We start from the raw sequence: 16,043 nt of genomic DNA, 5'->3' as shown, positions 1-16,043 counted from the left end.
TCATGTCTGAGGTTCGCTCCGTCGACGTCCTCGACCTCGAGGGCAAGAAGGCCGCCACCGTCGACCTCCCCGCCGAGATCTTCGACGTCCCCACCAACATTCCGCTCATGCACCAGGTCGTCGTGGCCCAGCTGGCCGCCGCCCGCCAGGGCACCCACTCCACGAAGACCCGCGGGCAGGTCTCCGGCGGCGGTAGGAAGCCGTTCCGCCAGAAGGGCACCGGCAACGCCCGCCAGGGCTCCATCCGCGCCCCCCAGTTCACCGGCGGCGGCGTCGTCCACGGCCCCAAGCCCCGCGACTACGAGCAGCGCACCCCCAAGAAGATGAAGCGCGGCGCCCTGCGCTCGGCCCTGTCCGACCGCGCCCGCGCCGACCGCATCCACGTCGTCACCGCGCTCTTCGAGGGTGACAAGCCCTCCACGAAGGCCGCGCTGGCCTCGCTGCGCGCCATCGTCGACGACCGCCAGGCGCTCGTCGTCCTCGAGCGCGGCGACCAGCTGACCGCGCTGTCCCTGCGCAACGTCCCCGAGGTCCACGTCCTGTGGGTCGACCAGTTGAACACCTACGACGTCCTGGACGCCGACGACATCGTGTTCACCCAGGCCGCCCTGGAGTCCTTCCTCGGCACCAAGGAGGAGACCAAGTGAGCACGATCGAACCGGGTAAGAACCCCCGCGACATCATCTTCAAGCCCGTCACCACGGAGAAGTCGCTGGCCCTGATGGACCAGGGCAAGTACACCTTCGAGGTCGACCCCCGCGCGAACAAGACCGAGATCAAGATCGCCATCGAGCGCATCTTCGGCGTGAAGATCGGTTCCATCGCCACCCAGAACCGCAAGGGCAAGACCTACCGCACCCGAGGCGGGATCGGTAAGCGCAAGGACGTCAAGCGTGCCATCGTCACCGTGCGCGAGGGCACCATCGACATCTTCGGCGATCAGGCCTGAGAACCGGAGAAGGACTGAGAAACATGGGAATCCGCAATTACAAGCCCACGACTCCGGGTCGGCGCTTCTCCAGCGTCTCCGACTTCGTCGAGATCACCCGGGACACCCCCGAGAAGTCGCTGGTGCGCCCCCTGCACAAGACCGGCGGCCGTAACAACAGCGGCCGTGTGACCTCGCGCCACCGCGGCGGCGGCCACAAGCGCCAGTACCGGGTCATCGACTTCCGCCGGTCCGACAAGGACGGCGTGCCGGCGAAGGTCGCGCACATCGAGTACGACCCCAACCGCACCGCCCGCATCGCGCTGCTGCATTACGCCGACGGCACCAAGCGCTACATCCTGGCCCCCGCCGGCCTCAAGCAGGGCGACCGCATCGAGGCCGGGCCGTCGGCCGACATCAAGCCCGGCAACAGCCTGCAGCTGCGCAACATCCCCCTGGGCACCGTCGTGCACGCCGTCGAGCTCTACCCCGGCGGCGGCGCCAAGATCGCCCGGAGCGCCGGAACCTCCGTCCAGCTGGTCGCCAAGGAAGGGCGCTTCGCCCAGCTGCGCATGCCCTCGGGCGAGATCCGCAACGTCGAGGCCACCTGCCGCGCCACCATCGGCGAGGTCGGCAACGCCGAGCAGTCGAACATCAACTGGGGCAAGGCCGGCCGTATGCGCTGGAAGGGCAAGCGCCCGCACGTGCGCGGCGTCGTCATGAACCCGGTGGACCACCCGCACGGCGGCGGCGAGGGCCGCACCTCCGGTGGACGCCACCCGGTGTCGCCGTGGGGCAAGCCCGAGGGCCGCACCCGCCGTCCGAAGAAGGCGTCGGACCGCCTGATCGTCCGCCGCCGCAAGACCGGCAAGAACCGCTGAGTAGGAGTCGATTGAAATGCCGCGTAGTTTGAAGAAGGGCCCGTTCGTCGACGACCACCTGCTCAAGAAGGTCGACGCCGCGAACGAGTCCGGTTCTAAGGCCGTCATCAAGACCTGGTCGCGCCGCTCGGTCATCACCCCGGACTTCCTGGGCCTGACCATCGCCGTCCACGACGGCCGCAAGCACGTGCCCGTTTTCGTCACCGAGTCGATGGTGGGCCACAAGCTGGGCGAGTTCGCTCCCACGCGCACTTTCCGCAGCCACGACAAGGACGACCGCAAGGGACGTCGGCGCTGAGCCGGCCCGAGGAAGAAGAGGCAGATACATGGAAGCCAAGGCGCAGGCGCGCTACATCCGCGTCACGCCCCAGAAGTCCCGCCGAGTCGTGAACGAGGTTCGCGGCAAGCGAGCGCTGGAGGCCGCCGACATTCTGCGGTTCGCCCCGCAGGCCGTCGCCACCGATGTCCGCAAGGTGCTCATGAGCGCCATCGCCAACTCCCGGGTCAAGGCCGAGAACGCCGGCGAGACCTTCAACGAGGCGGACCTGCTGGTGCTGGAGGCGTACGTGGACGAGGGGCCGACCATGAAGCGGATCCGCCCCCGCGCCCAGGGGCGCGCGGGACGCATCCTCAAGCGCACATCCCACATCACCATCGTGGTGGGGACCAAGGAAGACAAGAAGAAGGGAGACCGCTGAGATGGGCCAGAAGGTCAACCCCACCGGGTTCCGTCTGGGAATCACCACCGACCACCGGTCCCGCTGGTTCTCCGACTCCACCACCAAGGGGCAGCGCTACTCGGACTACGTCGCCGAGGACGTCGCCATCCGCAAGGCGCTCACCGACAACCTCGAGCGCGCCGGAATCGCCAAGGTCGACATCGAGCGCACCCGCGACCGCGTGCGCGTCGATCTGCACACCGCCCGCCCGGGCATCGTCATCGGGCGCCGCGGCGCGGAGGCCGACCGCCTGCGCCAGTCGCTGGAGAAGCTGACCGGCAAGCAGGTCCAGCTCAACATCCTCGAGGTCAAGAACCCCGACCTCGACGCGCAGCTGGTCGCCCAGGGCATCGCCGAGCAGCTGGCTGCCCGCGTCTCGTTCCGCCGCGCCATGCGCAAGGGCATCCAGTCCGCCCAGCGCGCCGGCGCCAAGGGCATCCGCGTGCAGGTCTCGGGCCGCCTGGGCGGCGCCGAGATGAGCCGCTCGGAGTTCTACCGCGAGGGCCGCGTGCCCCTGCACACCCTGCGCGCCAACATCGACTACGGATTCCACGAGGCCCGCACGACCTTCGGTCGCATCGGCGTCAAGGTGTGGATCTACAAGGGCGACATCACCGAGCGCGAGTTCGCGCGCCAGCAGGCCGAGCAGGGCGGCCGCGGCGGTCGCCGCGACGGCCGTCGCGGAGGCCCCCGCCGCGGTGGCCGCCCCAACCAGGAGACCGCTTCGCAGCAGGCCCCCCGGGAGGCCGAGGCCCCCGGCGCCGCTGCGACCAAGACCGGATCGGAGGCCTGAGCCCGATGCTCATTCCCCGTCGGACTAAGTACCGCAAGCAGCACCGCCCGCACCGCACCGGCTTCGCCACGGGCGGCACCGAACTGGCGTTCGGAGACTACGGCATCCAGGCACTGGAGGGCGCGTACATCACCAACCGCCAGATCGAGGCGGCGCGTATCGCCGTGACCCGCCACATCAAGCGCGGCGGCAAGGTCTGGATCAACATCTTCCCGGACCGCCCGTTGACCAAGAAGCCCGCCGAGACCCGCATGGGCTCGGGCAAGGGCGCCCCCGAGTGGTGGGTCGCCCCCGTCAAGCCGGGACGAATCCTGTTCGAGCTGTCCGGCGTCCCCGAGGAACTCGCCCGCGAGGCCCTCAGCCGCGCGCAGCACAAGCTTCCGATCAAGAGCCGCTTCGTGGTTCGTGAGGGTGGTGACATCTGATGGCAGAAAAGGGTTTGACCACCGCTGACCTCGATGCGATGGACGACGCGCAGCTGTCCAAGGAGCTCGAGAAGGCGAAGGCCGAGCTGTTCAACCTGCGTTTCGCGCAGGCCGTCGGCAACCTGGAGGACCACGGGCGCATGAAGACCGTGCGCCGGGACATCGCCCGCATCTACACCATCGCGCGTGAGCGGGAGCTCGGCTACCGCACCGCCCCTAGCACTGAGGAGTGAGCCTGATGGCAGAAACCACCGCTCGCAATGAGCGAAAGGTCCGTCGCGGCTACGTCGTCAGCGACAAGATGGACAAGACCGTTGTCGTGCGAATCGAGGACCGCGTCAAGCACGCCCTCTACGGCAAGGTCATGCGCAAGAACACCAAGGTCAAGGTTCACGACGAGCACAACGAGTGCGGTGTCGGCGATCTCGTCCTCATCATGGAGACCCGTCCGCTGTCGGCCACCAAGCGCTGGCGCGTCGTGGAGATCCTCGAAAAGGCGAAGTGACCTTCGCTCACAGACCGAAATCCGTTCGGCAAGGCTCGACCGGCCACAACCGGGAGAGAACCGGCACGACGACAGGAGTCAATAGAAAATGATCCAGCAGGAGTCGCGACTGAAGGTCGCCGACAACACAGGGGCCAAGGAGATCCTGACCATCCGTGTTCTCGGCGGCTCGGGTCGGCGCTACGCGGGCATCGGCGACACGATCGTCGCAACCGTGAAGGACGCCATCCCCGGCGGCAACGTCAAGAAGGGCGAGGTCGTCAAGGCGGTGGTCGTGCGCACGCGCAAGGAGATCCGCCGCCCCGACGGTTCCTACATCCGCTTCGACGAGAACGCGGCCGTCATCATCAACAACAACGGCGATCCGCGCGGAACCCGCATCTTCGGCCCCGTGGGCCGGGAGCTGCGCGATAAGAAGTTCATGCGCATCGTCTCCCTCGCACAGGAGGTGATCTGATCCATGGCCGCGAAGATCCGCAAGGGCGACCTGGTGGAGGTCGTCCGAGGACGCACCTCCGACGAGAAGGCCCTGGCCAAGCGCAACGAGCGCCGCGCCGCCGAGGGGCTCGAGCCCCTCAAGCCCGGCGACAAGGGCAAGCAGGGGCGCGTCATCAAGGTGTTCCCCGCCGAGCAGAAGGTCCTGGTCGAGGGCGTCAACCTCAAGACGCGCCACGTCCGCCAGGGGCAGACGCAGGGCTCGGCCGGCGGCATTGAGACCGTCGAGGCGCCGATCTCCCTGTCGAAGGTCGCCCTGGTCGACCCCGACACCAAGAAGCGCGTGCGCGTCGGTTTCCGCGAGGACACCGTCGAGCGCGACGGCCGCACCCGCACGGTCCGCGTCCGCGTGACCCGCGGCGGCGCCAAGCGCGGTATCGAGCAGGGCAAGGAGATCTGAGCATGGCCCCGCGTCTGAAAGAGAAGTACGCCTCCGAGATCCGTGAGGCTCTGCGCGCCGAGTTCAAGCACGAGAACATCATGCAGGTCGGTGGGCTGAAGAAGATCGTCGTCAACATGGGCGTCGGCGAGGCCGCGCGCGATTCCAAGGCGCTGGAGGGCGCGATCCGCGACCTCACCGCGATCACGGGGCAGAAGCCCGTGACGACCCGCGCCAAGAAGTCCATCGCCCAGTTCAAGCTGCGCGAGGGCCAGGCTATCGGCGCGCACGTGACCCTGCGCGGCGACCGCATGTGGGAGTTCCTCGACCGGCTCCTCGCGACGGCACTGCCCCGTATCCGCGACTTCCGCGGGCTCTCGCCCAAGCAGTTCGACGGGCACGGCAACTACACCTTCGGCCTCACGGAGCAGTCGATGTTCCACGAGATCGACCAGGACTCGATCGACCGGGTGCGCGGCATGGATATCACGGTTGTCACCTCGGCCACCACCGACGAGGAGGGGCGCGCTCTGCTCCGCCACCTCGGCTTCCCGTTCAAGGAGGACTGACCCATGGCCAAGACGTCCCTCAAGGTCAAGGCCGCGCGCAAGCCGAAGTTCGGCGTGCGCGCCTACACCAGGTGCAACCGTTGCGGTCGTCCGCACTCGGTGTACCGCAAGTTCGGACTGTGCCGCGTGTGCCTGCGCGAGCTCGCCCTGCGCGGCGAGCTGCCCGGCGTCACCAAGAGCAGCTGGTAATACGAACGTCGCAGGTCCCGGTGCGCCGGAGAAACCGCGACGAGGAAGGGGAGTACAACCCCATGACAATGACAGACCCGATCGCAGACATGCTCACGCGTCTGCGCAACGCGAACCGCGCGCACCACGACTCGGTCTCCATGCCGTACTCGAAGCTCAAGAACGCGATCGCGGACATCCTGGTCGAGGAGGGCTACATCGCCTCGACCGCCGTCGAGGACGCCCGGGTGGGCAAGACCCTGACGATCTCCCTGAAGTACGGCTCGCACCGCGAGGCCGCCATCCAGGGCCTGCAGCGCGTTTCCAAGCCCGGTCTGCGCGTGTACGCCAAGTCCACCAACCTGCCCAAGGTCCGCGGCGGCCTGGGCGTGGCGATCCTGTCCACGTCCTCCGGCCTGCTCACCGACCGCCAGGCGGCCGAGAAGGGCGTGGGCGGGGAAGTCCTCGCCTACGTCTGGTGAGGAGGAGGCTGAACAATGTCGCGAATTGGTAAGAACCCCATCGCAATCCCCGCGGGCGTCGACGTCGCGATCGACGGCCAGAAGGTGACGGTCAAGGGGCCCAAGGGCACCCTCAGCCACGTCGTGGCCGAGCCGATCACCGCGAAGGTGGACGGCGGCCAGGTCGTCGTGTCCCGTCCCAACGACGAGCGCACCGCGCGCTCGCTGCACGGGCTGTCCCGCACCCTGATCGCCAACATGATCATCGGCGTCACCGAGGGCTACAAGAAGCAGCTGGAGATCACCGGCACCGGCTACCGCGTCGTGGCCAAGGGCAAGGACCTCGAGTTCTCCCTCGGCTTCTCGCACACGATCACCGTCACCCCGCCCGACGGCATCGAGTTCACGATCGAGCCGAGGTCCCAGACGCTGTTCACGGTGTCCGGCATCGACAAGCAGCTCGTCGGCGAGACCGCCGCCCGCATCCGCAAGTTGAAGAAGCCGGAGCCCTACAAGGGCAAGGGCATCCACTACGTGGGCGAGACCATCCGTCGCAAGGTCGGAAAGGCTGGTAAGTGATGGCTTACTCGATCAAGGGCAAGGGCAAGGCCGTCGCGCGCAAGCGCCGCCACCTGCGCCTCCGCAAGAAGATCAACGGCACGCCCGAGCGCCCCCGCATGGTCGTCACCCGCTCCAACCGCCATATGGTGGTGCAGGTGATCGACGACACCATCGGCCACACCCTGGTGTCCGCCTCGGACATCGAGGCCGATATCGCCGCTGCCGGTGGCACCAAGACCGAGCGGGCCCGCAAGGTCGGCGCGGCCGTCGCCGAGCGCGCGAAGGCCGCGGGGATCAGCGCCGTCGTCTTCGACCGCGGTGGCAACAAGTACTTCGGCCGTGTCGCGGCCGTCGCCGAGGCCGCCCGCGAGGGCGGACTCGAGCTGTGAACGGGCCGAAAGAAAGAGAGATCATCTGATGGCTGCACAGCAGCGAGACAGGAACGGTCAGGCCGGCGACGGCGACCGCCGTGAGCGCCGCTCGGGTCGTTCGGACCGCGACGGGCGCCGCAACAACGAGAACAAGAACGAGTACATCGAGCGCGTCGTCACGATCAACCGCGTCTCCAAGGTCGTCAAGGGCGGGCGCCGCTTCTCCTTCACGGCCCTGGTCGTGGTCGGCGACGGCGAGGGCACAGTGGGCGTCGGCTACGGGAAGGCCAAGGAGGTCCCCCAGGCCATCTCGAAGGGCGTCGAGGAGGCGAAGAAGAACTTCTTCCGCGTCCCGATGATCCGGCGGACCATCACCCACCTGGTCGAGGGGCGCGACACCGCGGGCATCGTCCTGCTGCGCCCCGCCGCCCCCGGCACCGGCGTCATCGCCGGCGGCCCGGTGCGCGCCGTCCTGGAGGCGGCCGGCGTCCACGACGTGCTCACCAAGTCCCTTGGCTCCTCCAACGCCATCAACATCGTGCACGCGACCGTTGATGCCCTCAAGCGGCTCGAGCAGCCCGAGGCCGTCGCGGCCCGCCGCGGCCTGCCCCTCGAGCGCGTCGCGCCCGCCTCGATGCTCCGCGCCCGCGCGGAGGGCGAGGCCGACAAGCGGGCGGCCAAGGAGGCGGCGGAGAACGCCAGCGCCGTTGCAGGGGAGGCCAAGTGATGGCGAAGAAGATCAAAATCACACAGGTGAAGTCGTCTGCCCACTCCAGGCAGAACATGAAGGACACGCTGCGCACCCTCGGGCTGCGCAAGATCGGCCAGAGTGTCGTGCGCGAGGAGTCGGACGCCGTTCTGGGCGCCATCCGCACCGTGCGCCACCTGGTGACCGCTGAGGAGGTCGACTGACAATGGCGGACTCCACGAAGAAGGACGCGCAGATCGTCAAGCTGCACCACCTGCGCCCCGCGCCCGGCGCCAAGACCGCCAAGACCCGTGTGGGCCGCGGCGAGGGCTCCAAGGGCAAGACCGCAGGCCGCGGCACCAAGGGCACGAAGGCCCGCTACCAGGTCGCGGCCGGTTTCGAGGGCGGGCAGATGCCGATCCACATGCGCCTGCCCAAGCTCCGCGGCTTCAAGAACCCGTTCCGGGTCGAGTACCAGGTCGTCAACGTCGGCAAGCTCGGGGAGCTCTTCCCCGAGGGCGGCAAGGTGACGGTCGAGGACCTGATCGCCAAGCACGCGGTCCGGGACTCCGCGCCCGTGAAGGTCCTGGGCGGAGGCGAGTTGAGCGTGAAACTCGAGGTCGAGGCCGACTCCTGGTCGTCATCGGCCGAGGCGAAGATCACAGCAGCGGGCGGGACCATTTCCGCGCGCTGAAGCCGACGGGGGCGGTCCGGAGTCCGGATCGCCCCCGTTCCGTCTGCCCGACCAGCGCGAACGCGCACGGGCGGACCACATTGTTACCAGCTCTCGTGCTCGGATCTCGCGCTTCCCGACCCCTGTCGGGTAAGCTGTCCGAGTCTCGGGCATCGCGCCCGCACGCCCATCACCGTAGGAGGAAGCCTTGCTCAGTGCATTCGCACAGGCGTTCCGTACCCCCGACCTTCGTCGGAAACTGCTGTTCACGCTGTTCATCATGGCCGTGTTCCGCCTGGGATCGTTCATCCCGACGCCCGGAGTCAACTCGACGGCCATCCAGGCGTGCATCGCCCAGCAGAACGAGGCGTCGCTGCTCGACCTGGTGAACATCTTCTCCGGCGGTGCCCTGCTCCAGTTGTCGGTCTTCGCCCTCGGCATCATGCCGTACATCACCGCTTCGATCATCATCCAGTTGCTGCGGGTCGTGATCCCGCGCTTCGACGACCTCCACAAGGAGGGCCAGTCCGGGCAGGCCAAGCTCACCCAGTACACCCGCTACCTCACGATCTTCCTGGGCGTCCTCCAGTCCACGACCACGATCTCCCTCGCCCGCTCCGGGCAGCTCTTCGCGGGCTGCAACCAGGAGGTCATCAAGGACCGCTCGGTGCTGACCTTCCTCATGATGATCGTCGTCATGATGGCGGGCACGGGCGTCATCATGTGGCTCGGCGAGCTCGTCACCGAGAGGGGCATCGGCAACGGCATGTCCCTGCTGATCTTCACCTCCATCGCCGCCCGGCTCCCCTCGCAGATGCTCGGCATCGGGCGCGCGGGCAAGTGGGGCTCGGTCCTGGTGATCCTCGTGCTGCTGCTCGTCGTCGCACTCGCGGTCGTCTACGTCGAGCAGGCCCAGCGCCGCATCCCCGTCCAGTACGCCAAACGGATGGTCGGGCGGCGCCAGTACGGCGGCACGACCACCTACATCCCCCTCAAGATCAACATGTCGGGCGTCATCCCCGTCATCTTTGCCTCCTCGATCCTGGCGCTGCCGCCGATGGTCGCCCAGTTCGGCCAGCCGACGGACGGCTGGGTGCAGTGGATCTCCGGCCACTTCACGCAGTCCTCAGGCTTCTACCTGGCGCTGTACGCCCTCATGACGCTGTTCTTCGCGTTCTTCTACACGGCCATCACCTTCAACCCCGACGAGGTCGCCGACAACATGAAGCGCTACGGCGGCTTCATCCCGGGCTACCGGGCGGGCCGCCCGACCGCGGAGTACCTGCGCTACGTCATCAACCGCATCACCTCGGCAGGGGCGGTCTACCTGGTGATCATCGCGCTGCTGCCGTCGTTGCTGATCATCCCGCTCAACCTGGCCAGCGGCGACATGCCGTTCGGCGGAACGACCCTGCTGATCATCATCGGCGTCGGCCTGCAGACCGTCAAGGAGATCAACACGCAACTGCAGCAGCACCACTACGAAGGGTTCCTCCTATGACCGTTGTCATTCTGCTCGGCCCCCCCGGAGCCGGGAAGGGGACGCAGGCCGCGCGCATCGCGCAGCGCCTCTCCATCCCGGCCATCTCGACGGGCGACATCTTCCGCGCGAACATGGCGGAGGGCACCGAGATCGGCAAACAGGCGAAGGCGTACATGGACCGCGGCGAGTTCGTGCCGGACTCGGTGACCAACACGATGGTCCGGGCGCGCCTGGCCGCCCCCGACACCGCCGACGGCTTCCTGCTGGACGGCTACCCGCGCAGCGTCGAGCAGGCGCACACGCTGCGGGACATGCTGCTCGACCTGGGCAAGCAGATCGACGTGGTCGTCGAGATCCAGGTCGACGAGGACGAGGTCGTGGCCCGCATGCTCAAGCGCGCCCAGGAGCAGCACCGCTCGGACGACACGGAGCCCGTGATGCGCCGCCGCCTCGAGGTCTACCGCCAGCAGACGGAGCCCGTGGCCACCTACTACGTCGACCAGGACCTGTTGGAGGCCGTCGACGGCAAGGGCACCATCGACGAGGTCACCGCCCGCATCAACACAGTCCTGGACTCCGTGGCGCGGCGCTGATGGGGCGGATCGAGCTCAAGACCGCCCAGGAGCTCCGCTTCATGCGCGAGGCCGGCCTCGTCGTGGCGGGCATCCACGAGAAGCTGCGCGAGGCGGTGCGCCCGGGCGTGACCACCGCGGAGCTGGACGCCGTCAGCTCCGACGCGATAGCCGCGGCCGGGGCGGCCTCGAACTTCCTGGGCTACTACGACTACCCCGCGACCGTGTGCGTCTCGGTCAACGACGTCGTCGTGCACGGGATCCCCGGCGGCTACCGGCTGCGCGCGGGCGACCTCGTGAGCTTCGACTGCGGCGCCTGGTTGACGCGGCGGGGCAGGCAGTGGCACGGGGACGCGGCGTTCTCGGTGGTCGTGTCCGACCCGTGGATCGACGACGCGGCCTTCGCGGCGGGGGAGCGCGCGGCCGCGGAACCGGCGGGCGGCGGGCAGGACCCGGAGAGCGCGGCGCTGCGGCGCCGCCGTGAGCTGGACACCGTGACCCGGGAGTGCCTGTGGGCGGCGCTGGCGGCGCTCGCCACCGGAAGGCGGGTGAGCGCGGTGGGCGCGGCAGTGGAGGACGTCGTCGCCGCGCGCGCCCGGGAACTCGGCTGGGAGGCCGGGATCATCGAGGAGTACACGGGCCACGGCATCGGCACGAAGATGCACATGGAGCCCGAGGTGCTCAACTTCAACGCCCGCGGCCGCAGCCCGCGCCTCAAGAAGGGCATGGTGCTGGCCGTCGAGCCGATGCTGGTCAGCGGGGGCATCGCCACGCGCACCGAGGACGACGGGTGGACGGTGCGCACCGAGGACGGCGGGGACGCGGCCCACTGGGAGCACACGATCGCGATCGCCGAAGGGGGCGTGTGCGTGCTCACCGCCCGCGACGGCGGAGCGGCGGGGCTGGCCCCCTACGGCGTGGCGCCCATCAGCCTCGACTGACGCCGGGCCCGCTCCGGATAGAATGTGAGCGAATTAACGTGAGGTAGTCGACAGGCGGTCGACTACCAGATCACGGCGCCGATGCCGTAAGGTGGACGCTTGGGCGTGTCGCATCCGACGGGTGCCGCCGCGCCCGCCCAGCGGCATCCGCCGCACCCTATCCGAGACATGTAGAGGACAGACGGAGGATATGGCAAAGAAAGACGGCGTCATCGAGATGGAGGGCACGGTCGTCGAGGCCCTGCCCAATGCCATGTTCCGGGTGGAGCTCAAGAACGGCCACGTGGTCCTCGGCCACATCGCGGGGAAGATGCGCCAGCACTACATCCGCATCCTGCCCGAGGACCGAGTCGTCGTCGAGCTCAGCCCCTACGACCTCTCCCGGGGCCGTATCGTCTACCGCTACAAGTGACACGACACTGACTGCCCGAGGGCAGTGGAGGTAACAACCATGAAGGTCAAGCCGAGTGTCAAGAAGATCTGTGACAAGTGCAAGGTGATTCGTCGCCACGGCAACGTCATGGTCATCTGCGACAACCCCAGGCACAAGCAGCGCCAGGGCTGAGGCCCGCTGCGACCCGCGGGGCGCCACGCCCCACAGCACCGCTCTAAGCGCCCCGCGCGGGGCGACCCCCGGTTCGGAGGCCGGGGCCGGGCCGCTCGCCCGGACCGGGCGGTGACGACCTCCGAGGAACAACTGGAGCACCACAGCAATGGCACGTATCGCCGGCGTCGACCTCCCCCGCGAGAAGCGGCTCGAGATCGCGCTCACCTACATCTACGGAGTCGGCCGCACCCGCGCCGCCGAGACCCTCGCCGCCACCGGCGTCAGCCCGGACACCCGCGTCAAGGACGCGACGGAAGAGGAACTCGTCAAGCTCCGTGACTACATCGAAGCCAACTTCAAGGTTGAGGGCGACCTCCGCCGCGAGGTTCAGGCCGACATCCGTCGCAAGATCGAGATCGGCTCCTACCAGGGCCTGCGCCACCGCCGGGGCCTGCCCGTCCACGGCCAGCGCACCAAGACCAACGCGCGCACCCGCAAGGGCCCCAAGCGCACCGTTGCAGGCAAGAAGAAGGCCAAGTAAGGCGCCGCCACCCCCGGGTGGATGATTCCGCGACTAGAAGGAACTGAACCACAATGGCAACCAAGAACGCCCGCTCCGGCGCGGGGCGCAAGCCGCGCCGCAAGATCTCCAAGAACGTCACCCACGGCCACGCCTACATCAAGTCGACGTTCAACAACACCATCGTCTCCCTCACGGACCCCACGGGCGCCGTCGTCGCCTGGGCGTCCTCCGGCCAGGTCGGCTTCAAGGGCTCCCGCAAGTCGACGCCCTTCGCCGCCCAGCTCGCCGCCGAGGCGGCAGCGCGCCGCGCCCAGGAGCACGGCATGAAGAAGGTCGACGTCTTCGTCAAGGGCCCCGGCTCCGGCCGCGAGACCGCGATCCGCTCCCTGCAGGCGGCCGGCCTCGAGATCGGCTCGATCCAGGACGTCACGCCCCAGGCCTTCAACGGCACCCGTCCCCCCAAGCGCCGCCGCGGCTGAGCGCGACCCGCCGGGACGCCCCAAGGGGCGGTCCCCACGTCTGGATGCGCGCGCATCCACCCTCCCTGTCCCGCGCCTGCGGGAAACCAGTTCCGGTGTCATATAGCGGGCACCGGTAAGAAAGGAACAAGACGTGCTCATTGCAGAGCGACCCATCCTGACCGAAGAAAAGGTCAGCGACCTGCGCTCCCGTTTCACGCTGGAGCCCCTCGAGCCCGGCTTCGGGTACACGCTCGGCAACTCGCTGCGCCGTACCCTGCTGTCCTCGATCCCGGGCGCCGCGGTCACCTCCATCCGCATCGACGGGGTTCCCCACGAGTTCCGCACGATCGAAGGGGTGAAGGAGGATGTCGCCGAGATCATCCTCAACATCAAGCAGATCGTGCTCTCCTCGGAGAACGACGAGCCCGTCGTGATGTACCTGCGCAAGGCCGGCCCCGGCCCGGTCGTCGCGGGCGACATCACGCCGCCCGCCGGGGTCGAGATCCACAACCCCGACCTCCACCTGGCCACCCTCAACGAGAAGGGCAAGCTGGAGATCGAACTGACCGTCGAGCGCGGCCGCGGCTACGTCTCCGCCGCCCAGAACAAGGATCCGCAGGCCGAGATCTCGCGCATCCCGATCGACTCGATCTACTCGCCGGTCGTCAAGGTGACCTACAAGGTCGAGGCGACGCGCGTCGAGCAGCGCACCGACTTCGACCGCCTCGTCATCGACGTGGAGACCAAGCCCGCGATCACCCCGCGCGACGCCATCGCCTCGGCGGGCAAGACGCTGGTCGAGCTCTTCGGCCTCATGCGCGAGCTCAACGAGGAGGCCGAGGGCATCGAGGTGGGCCCCTCCACCACCGACGCCACCCTGGCCGCCGACCTGGCCCTGCCCATTGAGAACCTCAACCTGCAGTCGCGTTCCTACAACGCCCTGCGCCGTCGCGGCATCCTCACCGTCGGCGAACTGGTCGCCCACTCCGAGGCCGACCTGCTCGACATCCGCAACTTCGGCACCAAGTCGATCGAGGAGATCAAGGAATCCCTGGCCACCCTCGGGATGACGCTGAAGGACTCGGTCATGCCGAGCTTCGGCGAGGGCGATTCGCCGTCGATCTTTTCGGACGACCAGTCCAGCTGACCGCGTCCGTTGGACGCATTCAATCCGTAGGAGACAACATGCCCACCCCCAAGAAGGGTGCCCGCCTGGGCGGAAGCCCGGCACACCAGAAGCTGATCCTGTCCAACCTGGCCAAGCAGCTCATCGAGCACCGCGCTGTGACCACCACCGAGGCCAAGGCCAAGGTCCTGCGCCCCTACATGGAGAAGCTCATCACCAAGGCCAAGCGCGGGGACATGCACGCCCGGCGCACGGTCCTCAAGAAGGTCCCCTCCAAGGACGCCGTCTACACGCTCTTCGACGAGATCGTGCCCGCGATGGACCCCGAGCGCCGGGGCGGCTACACCCGCCTCGTCCGAGTCGGCAACCGCAAGGGCGACAACGCCCCCCTGATGCGCATCGAGCTCGTCATGGAGAAGGTCGAGAAGAAGGCCGTCGTCTCCTCCGCCGAGCGCACTGCCGCCAAGGCCGCCGAGAAGGCCGCAGCCGCGGAGGTCGCGAAGGAGGCCGGGGAAGCGGCTGGTGCCGCCGCCGAGCGCGCCGAAGAAGCGCGCGAGGAGGGCGACGCGGCGAAGGCCGAGGAGGCCGAGCGCATCGCCGTCGAGGCCGGCACGGCGGCCGACGCCGCCGAGCAGGTCGCCGAGGAGGAGTGAGAACCCCCGGCGCGGGCCGCTGACCCGCGTGGGGCCCGGGCGCCGCGGCGCCCGGGCCTTCGCATATCGGCGCCGGGCCGGTAGCCTTGGAGCATGTCCCATGAAATGACTCTGGCGATCGACTGCGGAGGCGGAGGCATCAAAGGATCCGTCGTCGATGAGAAGGGGACCATGGTGGCCCCCGCCCGGCGGGTCCCCACGCCCTACCCGCTGCCCCCCGGACTCCTCGTCCGAACGGTGTGCGACCTGGCAGCGGGCCTGCCCCGCGCCACCCGGGTCACCATGGGAATGCCCGGCATGATCCGCCACGGCGTCGTCGTCGCGACGCCGCACTACATCACCAAGGACGGGCCCAGGTCCAGGGTGCTGCCCGAACTCGTCGAGCAGTGGGACCACTTCGACATGGGGCGCGCCATCGCGGCCGCCCTGTCCCTGCCGACGAAGGTCCTCAACGACGCGGAGGTCGCGGGGGCGGGGGCGGTCACCGGGCGCGGCCTCGAGATGATCATCACCCTGGGCACGGGCCTGGGCAACGCGGTCTTCGACGGCGGGGTGCTGGCGCCCCACGTCGAGGTGTCCCAGGGCTTCGTGCGCTGGGGGCTCACCTACGACGACTACATCGGCGAGCACGAGCGGCTGCGCCTGGGCGACACGCACTGGTCACGGCGGGTGCGGCGCGTCGTGGACGGCCTGCGCGCCATGTACATGTGGGACCGCCTCTACATGGGGGGCGGCAACTCGAAACGGATCACCGCCGCGAACCGCGCGAAGATGGGCGACGACATCATCATCGTCCCCAATGACGCGGGCATCATCGGCGGGGTCCGCGCGTGGGAGTTGTGAGCCCGCCGCCCCCCGCGCCCGCCGCCGCGGGGGAGGAACGGGTGCGGGTCCGCATCGACCTCGCCTACGACGGCACGCGCTTCCACGGCTGGGCCGCCCAGCCGGGACTGCGCACCGTCCAGGGCGAGCTCGAGGCCGTGCTGTCCACCCTGGTGCGCCAACCGGTGGCGACCACGGTCGCGGGGCGCACGGACGCCGGAGTGCACGCCCGGCACCAGGTCGCCCATGTGGACCTGCCCGGGGCCGCGTGGCGCGCCCTCGCCCCCCGGTCGGCCCCC

At 68.7% G+C, this 16,043-nt stretch carries 29 protein-coding genes and 1 pseudogene; all 30 read left to right on the top strand.

Translation table 11 applies throughout. The features are described 5' to 3' along the window. Positions 1–2 precede the first annotated feature (2 nt). Entirely contained in the window at positions 3–647 is a 645-nt protein-coding gene (gene rplD, locus BH719_RS04555; protein WP_034219241.1) for a 50S ribosomal protein L4, read from the top strand. Then, the gene (gene rplW / locus BH719_RS04550) at positions 644–949 is read left to right on the top strand and encodes a 50S ribosomal protein L23 (protein ID WP_009743580.1); all 306 of its coding nucleotides are present in this window, start codon (positions 644–646) and stop codon (positions 947–949) included. Before rplD ends, rplW begins: the two co-directional genes overlap by 4 nt. A gap of 23 nt (positions 950–972) precedes the next feature. After that, positions 973–1,809 carry a 50S ribosomal protein L2 gene (gene rplB / locus BH719_RS04545; protein ID WP_009743579.1) on the top strand — a complete coding sequence of 279 codons (837 nt, stop codon included), beginning with the start codon at positions 973–975 and terminating at the stop codon, positions 1,807–1,809. A 16-nt stretch (positions 1,810–1,825) separates the two neighbouring features. Then, positions 1,826–2,107, top strand: coding sequence for a 30S ribosomal protein S19 (gene rpsS / locus BH719_RS04540; protein ID WP_005872744.1), 282 nt, complete (start codon positions 1,826–1,828; stop codon positions 2,105–2,107). A gap of 28 nt (positions 2,108–2,135) precedes the next feature. After that, a complete protein-coding gene (gene rplV / locus BH719_RS04535; protein ID WP_005872716.1) occupies positions 2,136–2,507 on the top strand; it encodes a 50S ribosomal protein L22 in 372 nt (123 codons plus the stop codon). Between the two features lies 1 nt (position 2,508). Next, positions 2,509–3,321, top strand: coding sequence for a 30S ribosomal protein S3 (rpsC, locus tag BH719_RS04530; RefSeq protein ID WP_005872746.1), 813 nt, complete (start codon positions 2,509–2,511; stop codon positions 3,319–3,321). 5 nt (positions 3,322–3,326) lie between these two features. Then, positions 3,327–3,746: a 50S ribosomal protein L16 gene (rplP, locus tag BH719_RS04525; protein ID WP_005872726.1), complete on the top strand. Its 420-nt coding sequence runs from the start codon at positions 3,327–3,329 to the stop codon at positions 3,744–3,746. Then, the gene (gene rpmC, locus BH719_RS04520) at positions 3,746–3,979 is read left to right on the top strand and encodes a 50S ribosomal protein L29 (RefSeq protein WP_009743578.1); all 234 of its coding nucleotides are present in this window, start codon (positions 3,746–3,748) and stop codon (positions 3,977–3,979) included. The genes rplP and rpmC overlap by 1 nt, the downstream gene beginning before the upstream one ends. Before the next feature lie 5 nt (positions 3,980–3,984). Then, positions 3,985–4,251 (top strand): 30S ribosomal protein S17, encoded by a 267-nt coding sequence (gene rpsQ / locus BH719_RS04515; RefSeq protein ID WP_005872739.1) that lies wholly within the window; start codon positions 3,985–3,987, stop codon positions 4,249–4,251. An 88-nt stretch (positions 4,252–4,339) separates the two neighbouring features. Next, on the top strand, positions 4,340–4,708 hold the full coding sequence (gene rplN, locus BH719_RS04510) for a 50S ribosomal protein L14 (protein WP_005872718.1): 369 nt from the start codon (positions 4,340–4,342) through the stop codon (positions 4,706–4,708). 3 nt (positions 4,709–4,711) lie between these two features. Next, positions 4,712–5,146, top strand: a complete 435-nt coding sequence (rplX, locus tag BH719_RS04505; protein ID WP_009743577.1) for a 50S ribosomal protein L24 — start codon at positions 4,712–4,714, stop codon at positions 5,144–5,146. A gap of 2 nt (positions 5,147–5,148) precedes the next feature. Further along, positions 5,149–5,694, top strand: coding sequence for a 50S ribosomal protein L5 (gene rplE / locus BH719_RS04500; protein ID WP_009743576.1), 546 nt, complete (start codon positions 5,149–5,151; stop codon positions 5,692–5,694). Positions 5,695–5,697: 3 nt separating this feature from the next. Beyond that, positions 5,698–5,883 carry a type Z 30S ribosomal protein S14 gene (locus BH719_RS04495; protein ID WP_005872735.1) on the top strand — a complete coding sequence of 62 codons (186 nt, stop codon included), beginning with the start codon at positions 5,698–5,700 and terminating at the stop codon, positions 5,881–5,883. Positions 5,884–5,945: 62 nt separating this feature from the next. Then, positions 5,946–6,344 (top strand): 30S ribosomal protein S8, encoded by a 399-nt coding sequence (rpsH, locus tag BH719_RS04490; RefSeq protein ID WP_009743575.1) that lies wholly within the window; start codon positions 5,946–5,948, stop codon positions 6,342–6,344. A gap of 15 nt (positions 6,345–6,359) precedes the next feature. Then, a complete protein-coding gene (gene rplF, locus BH719_RS04485) occupies positions 6,360–6,902 on the top strand; it encodes a 50S ribosomal protein L6 (RefSeq protein WP_009743574.1) in 543 nt (180 codons plus the stop codon). After that, the gene (rplR, locus tag BH719_RS04480) at positions 6,902–7,273 is read left to right on the top strand and encodes a 50S ribosomal protein L18 (RefSeq protein WP_034255247.1); all 372 of its coding nucleotides are present in this window, start codon (positions 6,902–6,904) and stop codon (positions 7,271–7,273) included. Before rplF ends, rplR begins: the two co-directional genes overlap by 1 nt. 28 nt (positions 7,274–7,301) lie before the next feature. Next, entirely contained in the window at positions 7,302–7,982 is a 681-nt protein-coding gene (rpsE, locus tag BH719_RS04475) for a 30S ribosomal protein S5 (protein ID WP_009743572.1), read from the top strand. Continuing rightward, positions 7,982–8,167, top strand: a complete 186-nt coding sequence (gene rpmD / locus BH719_RS04470) for a 50S ribosomal protein L30 (RefSeq protein WP_009743571.1) — start codon at positions 7,982–7,984, stop codon at positions 8,165–8,167. The genes rpsE and rpmD overlap by 1 nt, the downstream gene beginning before the upstream one ends. 2 nt (positions 8,168–8,169) lie before the next feature. Next, the gene (rplO, locus tag BH719_RS04465; protein WP_009743570.1) at positions 8,170–8,637 is read left to right on the top strand and encodes a 50S ribosomal protein L15; all 468 of its coding nucleotides are present in this window, start codon (positions 8,170–8,172) and stop codon (positions 8,635–8,637) included. A 187-nt stretch (positions 8,638–8,824) separates the two neighbouring features. Further along, complete coding sequence (secY, locus tag BH719_RS04460; protein WP_009743569.1) at positions 8,825–10,117, top strand: preprotein translocase subunit SecY; 1,293 nt, start codon at positions 8,825–8,827, stop codon at positions 10,115–10,117. Further along, positions 10,114–10,692, top strand: a complete 579-nt coding sequence (locus tag BH719_RS04455; RefSeq protein ID WP_009743568.1) for an adenylate kinase — start codon at positions 10,114–10,116, stop codon at positions 10,690–10,692. Before secY ends, BH719_RS04455 begins: the two co-directional genes overlap by 4 nt. Beyond that, a complete protein-coding gene (locus BH719_RS04450) occupies positions 10,692–11,612 on the top strand; it encodes a type I methionyl aminopeptidase (RefSeq protein ID WP_009743567.1) in 921 nt (306 codons plus the stop codon). The genes BH719_RS04455 and BH719_RS04450 overlap by 1 nt, the downstream gene beginning before the upstream one ends. A 190-nt stretch (positions 11,613–11,802) precedes the next feature. Further along, complete coding sequence (gene infA / locus BH719_RS04445; protein ID WP_003790580.1) at positions 11,803–12,024, top strand: translation initiation factor IF-1; 222 nt, start codon at positions 11,803–11,805, stop codon at positions 12,022–12,024. A gap of 39 nt (positions 12,025–12,063) precedes the next feature. Further along, positions 12,064–12,177, top strand: a complete 114-nt coding sequence (gene rpmJ / locus BH719_RS04440) for a 50S ribosomal protein L36 (protein WP_003790577.1) — start codon at positions 12,064–12,066, stop codon at positions 12,175–12,177. 148 nt (positions 12,178–12,325) lie between these two features. Continuing rightward, positions 12,326–12,700: a 30S ribosomal protein S13 gene (gene rpsM / locus BH719_RS04435; RefSeq protein ID WP_005872704.1), complete on the top strand. Its 375-nt coding sequence runs from the start codon at positions 12,326–12,328 to the stop codon at positions 12,698–12,700. A gap of 53 nt (positions 12,701–12,753) precedes the next feature. Beyond that, positions 12,754–13,161, top strand: a complete 408-nt coding sequence (gene rpsK / locus BH719_RS04430) for a 30S ribosomal protein S11 (protein ID WP_009743566.1) — start codon at positions 12,754–12,756, stop codon at positions 13,159–13,161. Between the two features lie 133 nt (positions 13,162–13,294). Next, entirely contained in the window at positions 13,295–14,290 is a 996-nt protein-coding gene (locus tag BH719_RS04425) for a DNA-directed RNA polymerase subunit alpha (protein ID WP_009743565.1), read from the top strand. Positions 14,291–14,328: 38 nt separating this feature from the next. Then, positions 14,329–14,922 (top strand): 50S ribosomal protein L17, encoded by a 594-nt coding sequence (gene rplQ, locus BH719_RS04420; protein ID WP_009743564.1) that lies wholly within the window; start codon positions 14,329–14,331, stop codon positions 14,920–14,922. Between the two features lie 93 nt (positions 14,923–15,015). Beyond that, the gene (locus BH719_RS04415; RefSeq protein ID WP_009743563.1) at positions 15,016–15,765 is read left to right on the top strand and encodes an ROK family protein; all 750 of its coding nucleotides are present in this window, start codon (positions 15,016–15,018) and stop codon (positions 15,763–15,765) included. After that, a pseudogene (locus BH719_RS10045) lies at positions 15,762–16,043 on the top strand (hypothetical protein); the annotation flags it as partial. The gene BH719_RS04415 and the pseudogene BH719_RS10045, both read left to right, overlap by 4 nt.

The organism is Pauljensenia hongkongensis, from assembly GCF_001746855.1.
Classification (GTDB): domain Bacteria; phylum Actinomycetota; class Actinomycetes; order Actinomycetales; family Actinomycetaceae; genus Pauljensenia; species Pauljensenia hongkongensis.
Note: the sequence above shows the minus strand (reverse complement) of the source record. Positions and strands in the feature narration are given on the sequence as shown.

Excerpts from the sequence above, each read along its gene's own strand:
- rplD (WP_034219241.1), top strand. The coding sequence starts at position 3 with ATGTCTGAGGTTCGCTCCGTCGACGTCCTCGACCTCGAGGGCAAGAAG.
- rplB (WP_009743579.1), top strand. The coding sequence starts at position 973 with ATGGGAATCCGCAATTACAAGCCCACGACTCCGGGTCGGCGCTTCTCC.
- rpsS (WP_005872744.1), top strand. The coding sequence starts at position 1,826 with ATGCCGCGTAGTTTGAAGAAGGGCCCGTTCGTCGACGACCACCTGCTC.
- rplV (WP_005872716.1), top strand. The coding sequence starts at position 2,136 with ATGGAAGCCAAGGCGCAGGCGCGCTACATCCGCGTCACGCCCCAGAAG.
- rpsC (WP_005872746.1), top strand. The coding sequence starts at position 2,509 with ATGGGCCAGAAGGTCAACCCCACCGGGTTCCGTCTGGGAATCACCACC.
- rplP (WP_005872726.1), top strand. The coding sequence starts at position 3,327 with ATGCTCATTCCCCGTCGGACTAAGTACCGCAAGCAGCACCGCCCGCAC.
- rpmC (WP_009743578.1), top strand. The coding sequence starts at position 3,746 with ATGGCAGAAAAGGGTTTGACCACCGCTGACCTCGATGCGATGGACGAC.
- rpsQ (WP_005872739.1), top strand. The coding sequence starts at position 3,985 with ATGGCAGAAACCACCGCTCGCAATGAGCGAAAGGTCCGTCGCGGCTAC.
- rplN (WP_005872718.1), top strand. The coding sequence starts at position 4,340 with ATGATCCAGCAGGAGTCGCGACTGAAGGTCGCCGACAACACAGGGGCC.
- rplX (WP_009743577.1), top strand. The coding sequence starts at position 4,712 with ATGGCCGCGAAGATCCGCAAGGGCGACCTGGTGGAGGTCGTCCGAGGA.
- rplE (WP_009743576.1), top strand. The coding sequence starts at position 5,149 with ATGGCCCCGCGTCTGAAAGAGAAGTACGCCTCCGAGATCCGTGAGGCT.
- BH719_RS04495 (WP_005872735.1), top strand. The coding sequence starts at position 5,698 with ATGGCCAAGACGTCCCTCAAGGTCAAGGCCGCGCGCAAGCCGAAGTTC.
- rpsH (WP_009743575.1), top strand. The coding sequence starts at position 5,946 with ATGACAATGACAGACCCGATCGCAGACATGCTCACGCGTCTGCGCAAC.
- rplF (WP_009743574.1), top strand. The coding sequence starts at position 6,360 with ATGTCGCGAATTGGTAAGAACCCCATCGCAATCCCCGCGGGCGTCGAC.
- rplR (WP_034255247.1), top strand. The coding sequence starts at position 6,902 with ATGGCTTACTCGATCAAGGGCAAGGGCAAGGCCGTCGCGCGCAAGCGC.
- rpsE (WP_009743572.1), top strand. The coding sequence starts at position 7,302 with ATGGCTGCACAGCAGCGAGACAGGAACGGTCAGGCCGGCGACGGCGAC.
- rpmD (WP_009743571.1), top strand. The coding sequence starts at position 7,982 with ATGGCGAAGAAGATCAAAATCACACAGGTGAAGTCGTCTGCCCACTCC.
- rplO (WP_009743570.1), top strand. The coding sequence starts at position 8,170 with ATGGCGGACTCCACGAAGAAGGACGCGCAGATCGTCAAGCTGCACCAC.
- BH719_RS04455 (WP_009743568.1), top strand. The coding sequence starts at position 10,114 with ATGACCGTTGTCATTCTGCTCGGCCCCCCCGGAGCCGGGAAGGGGACG.
- BH719_RS04450 (WP_009743567.1), top strand. The coding sequence starts at position 10,692 with ATGGGGCGGATCGAGCTCAAGACCGCCCAGGAGCTCCGCTTCATGCGC.
- infA (WP_003790580.1), top strand. The coding sequence starts at position 11,803 with ATGGCAAAGAAAGACGGCGTCATCGAGATGGAGGGCACGGTCGTCGAG.
- rpmJ (WP_003790577.1), top strand. The coding sequence starts at position 12,064 with ATGAAGGTCAAGCCGAGTGTCAAGAAGATCTGTGACAAGTGCAAGGTG.
- rpsM (WP_005872704.1), top strand. The coding sequence starts at position 12,326 with ATGGCACGTATCGCCGGCGTCGACCTCCCCCGCGAGAAGCGGCTCGAG.
- rpsK (WP_009743566.1), top strand. The coding sequence starts at position 12,754 with ATGGCAACCAAGAACGCCCGCTCCGGCGCGGGGCGCAAGCCGCGCCGC.
- rplQ (WP_009743564.1), top strand. The coding sequence starts at position 14,329 with ATGCCCACCCCCAAGAAGGGTGCCCGCCTGGGCGGAAGCCCGGCACAC.
- BH719_RS04415 (WP_009743563.1), top strand. The coding sequence starts at position 15,016 with ATGTCCCATGAAATGACTCTGGCGATCGACTGCGGAGGCGGAGGCATC.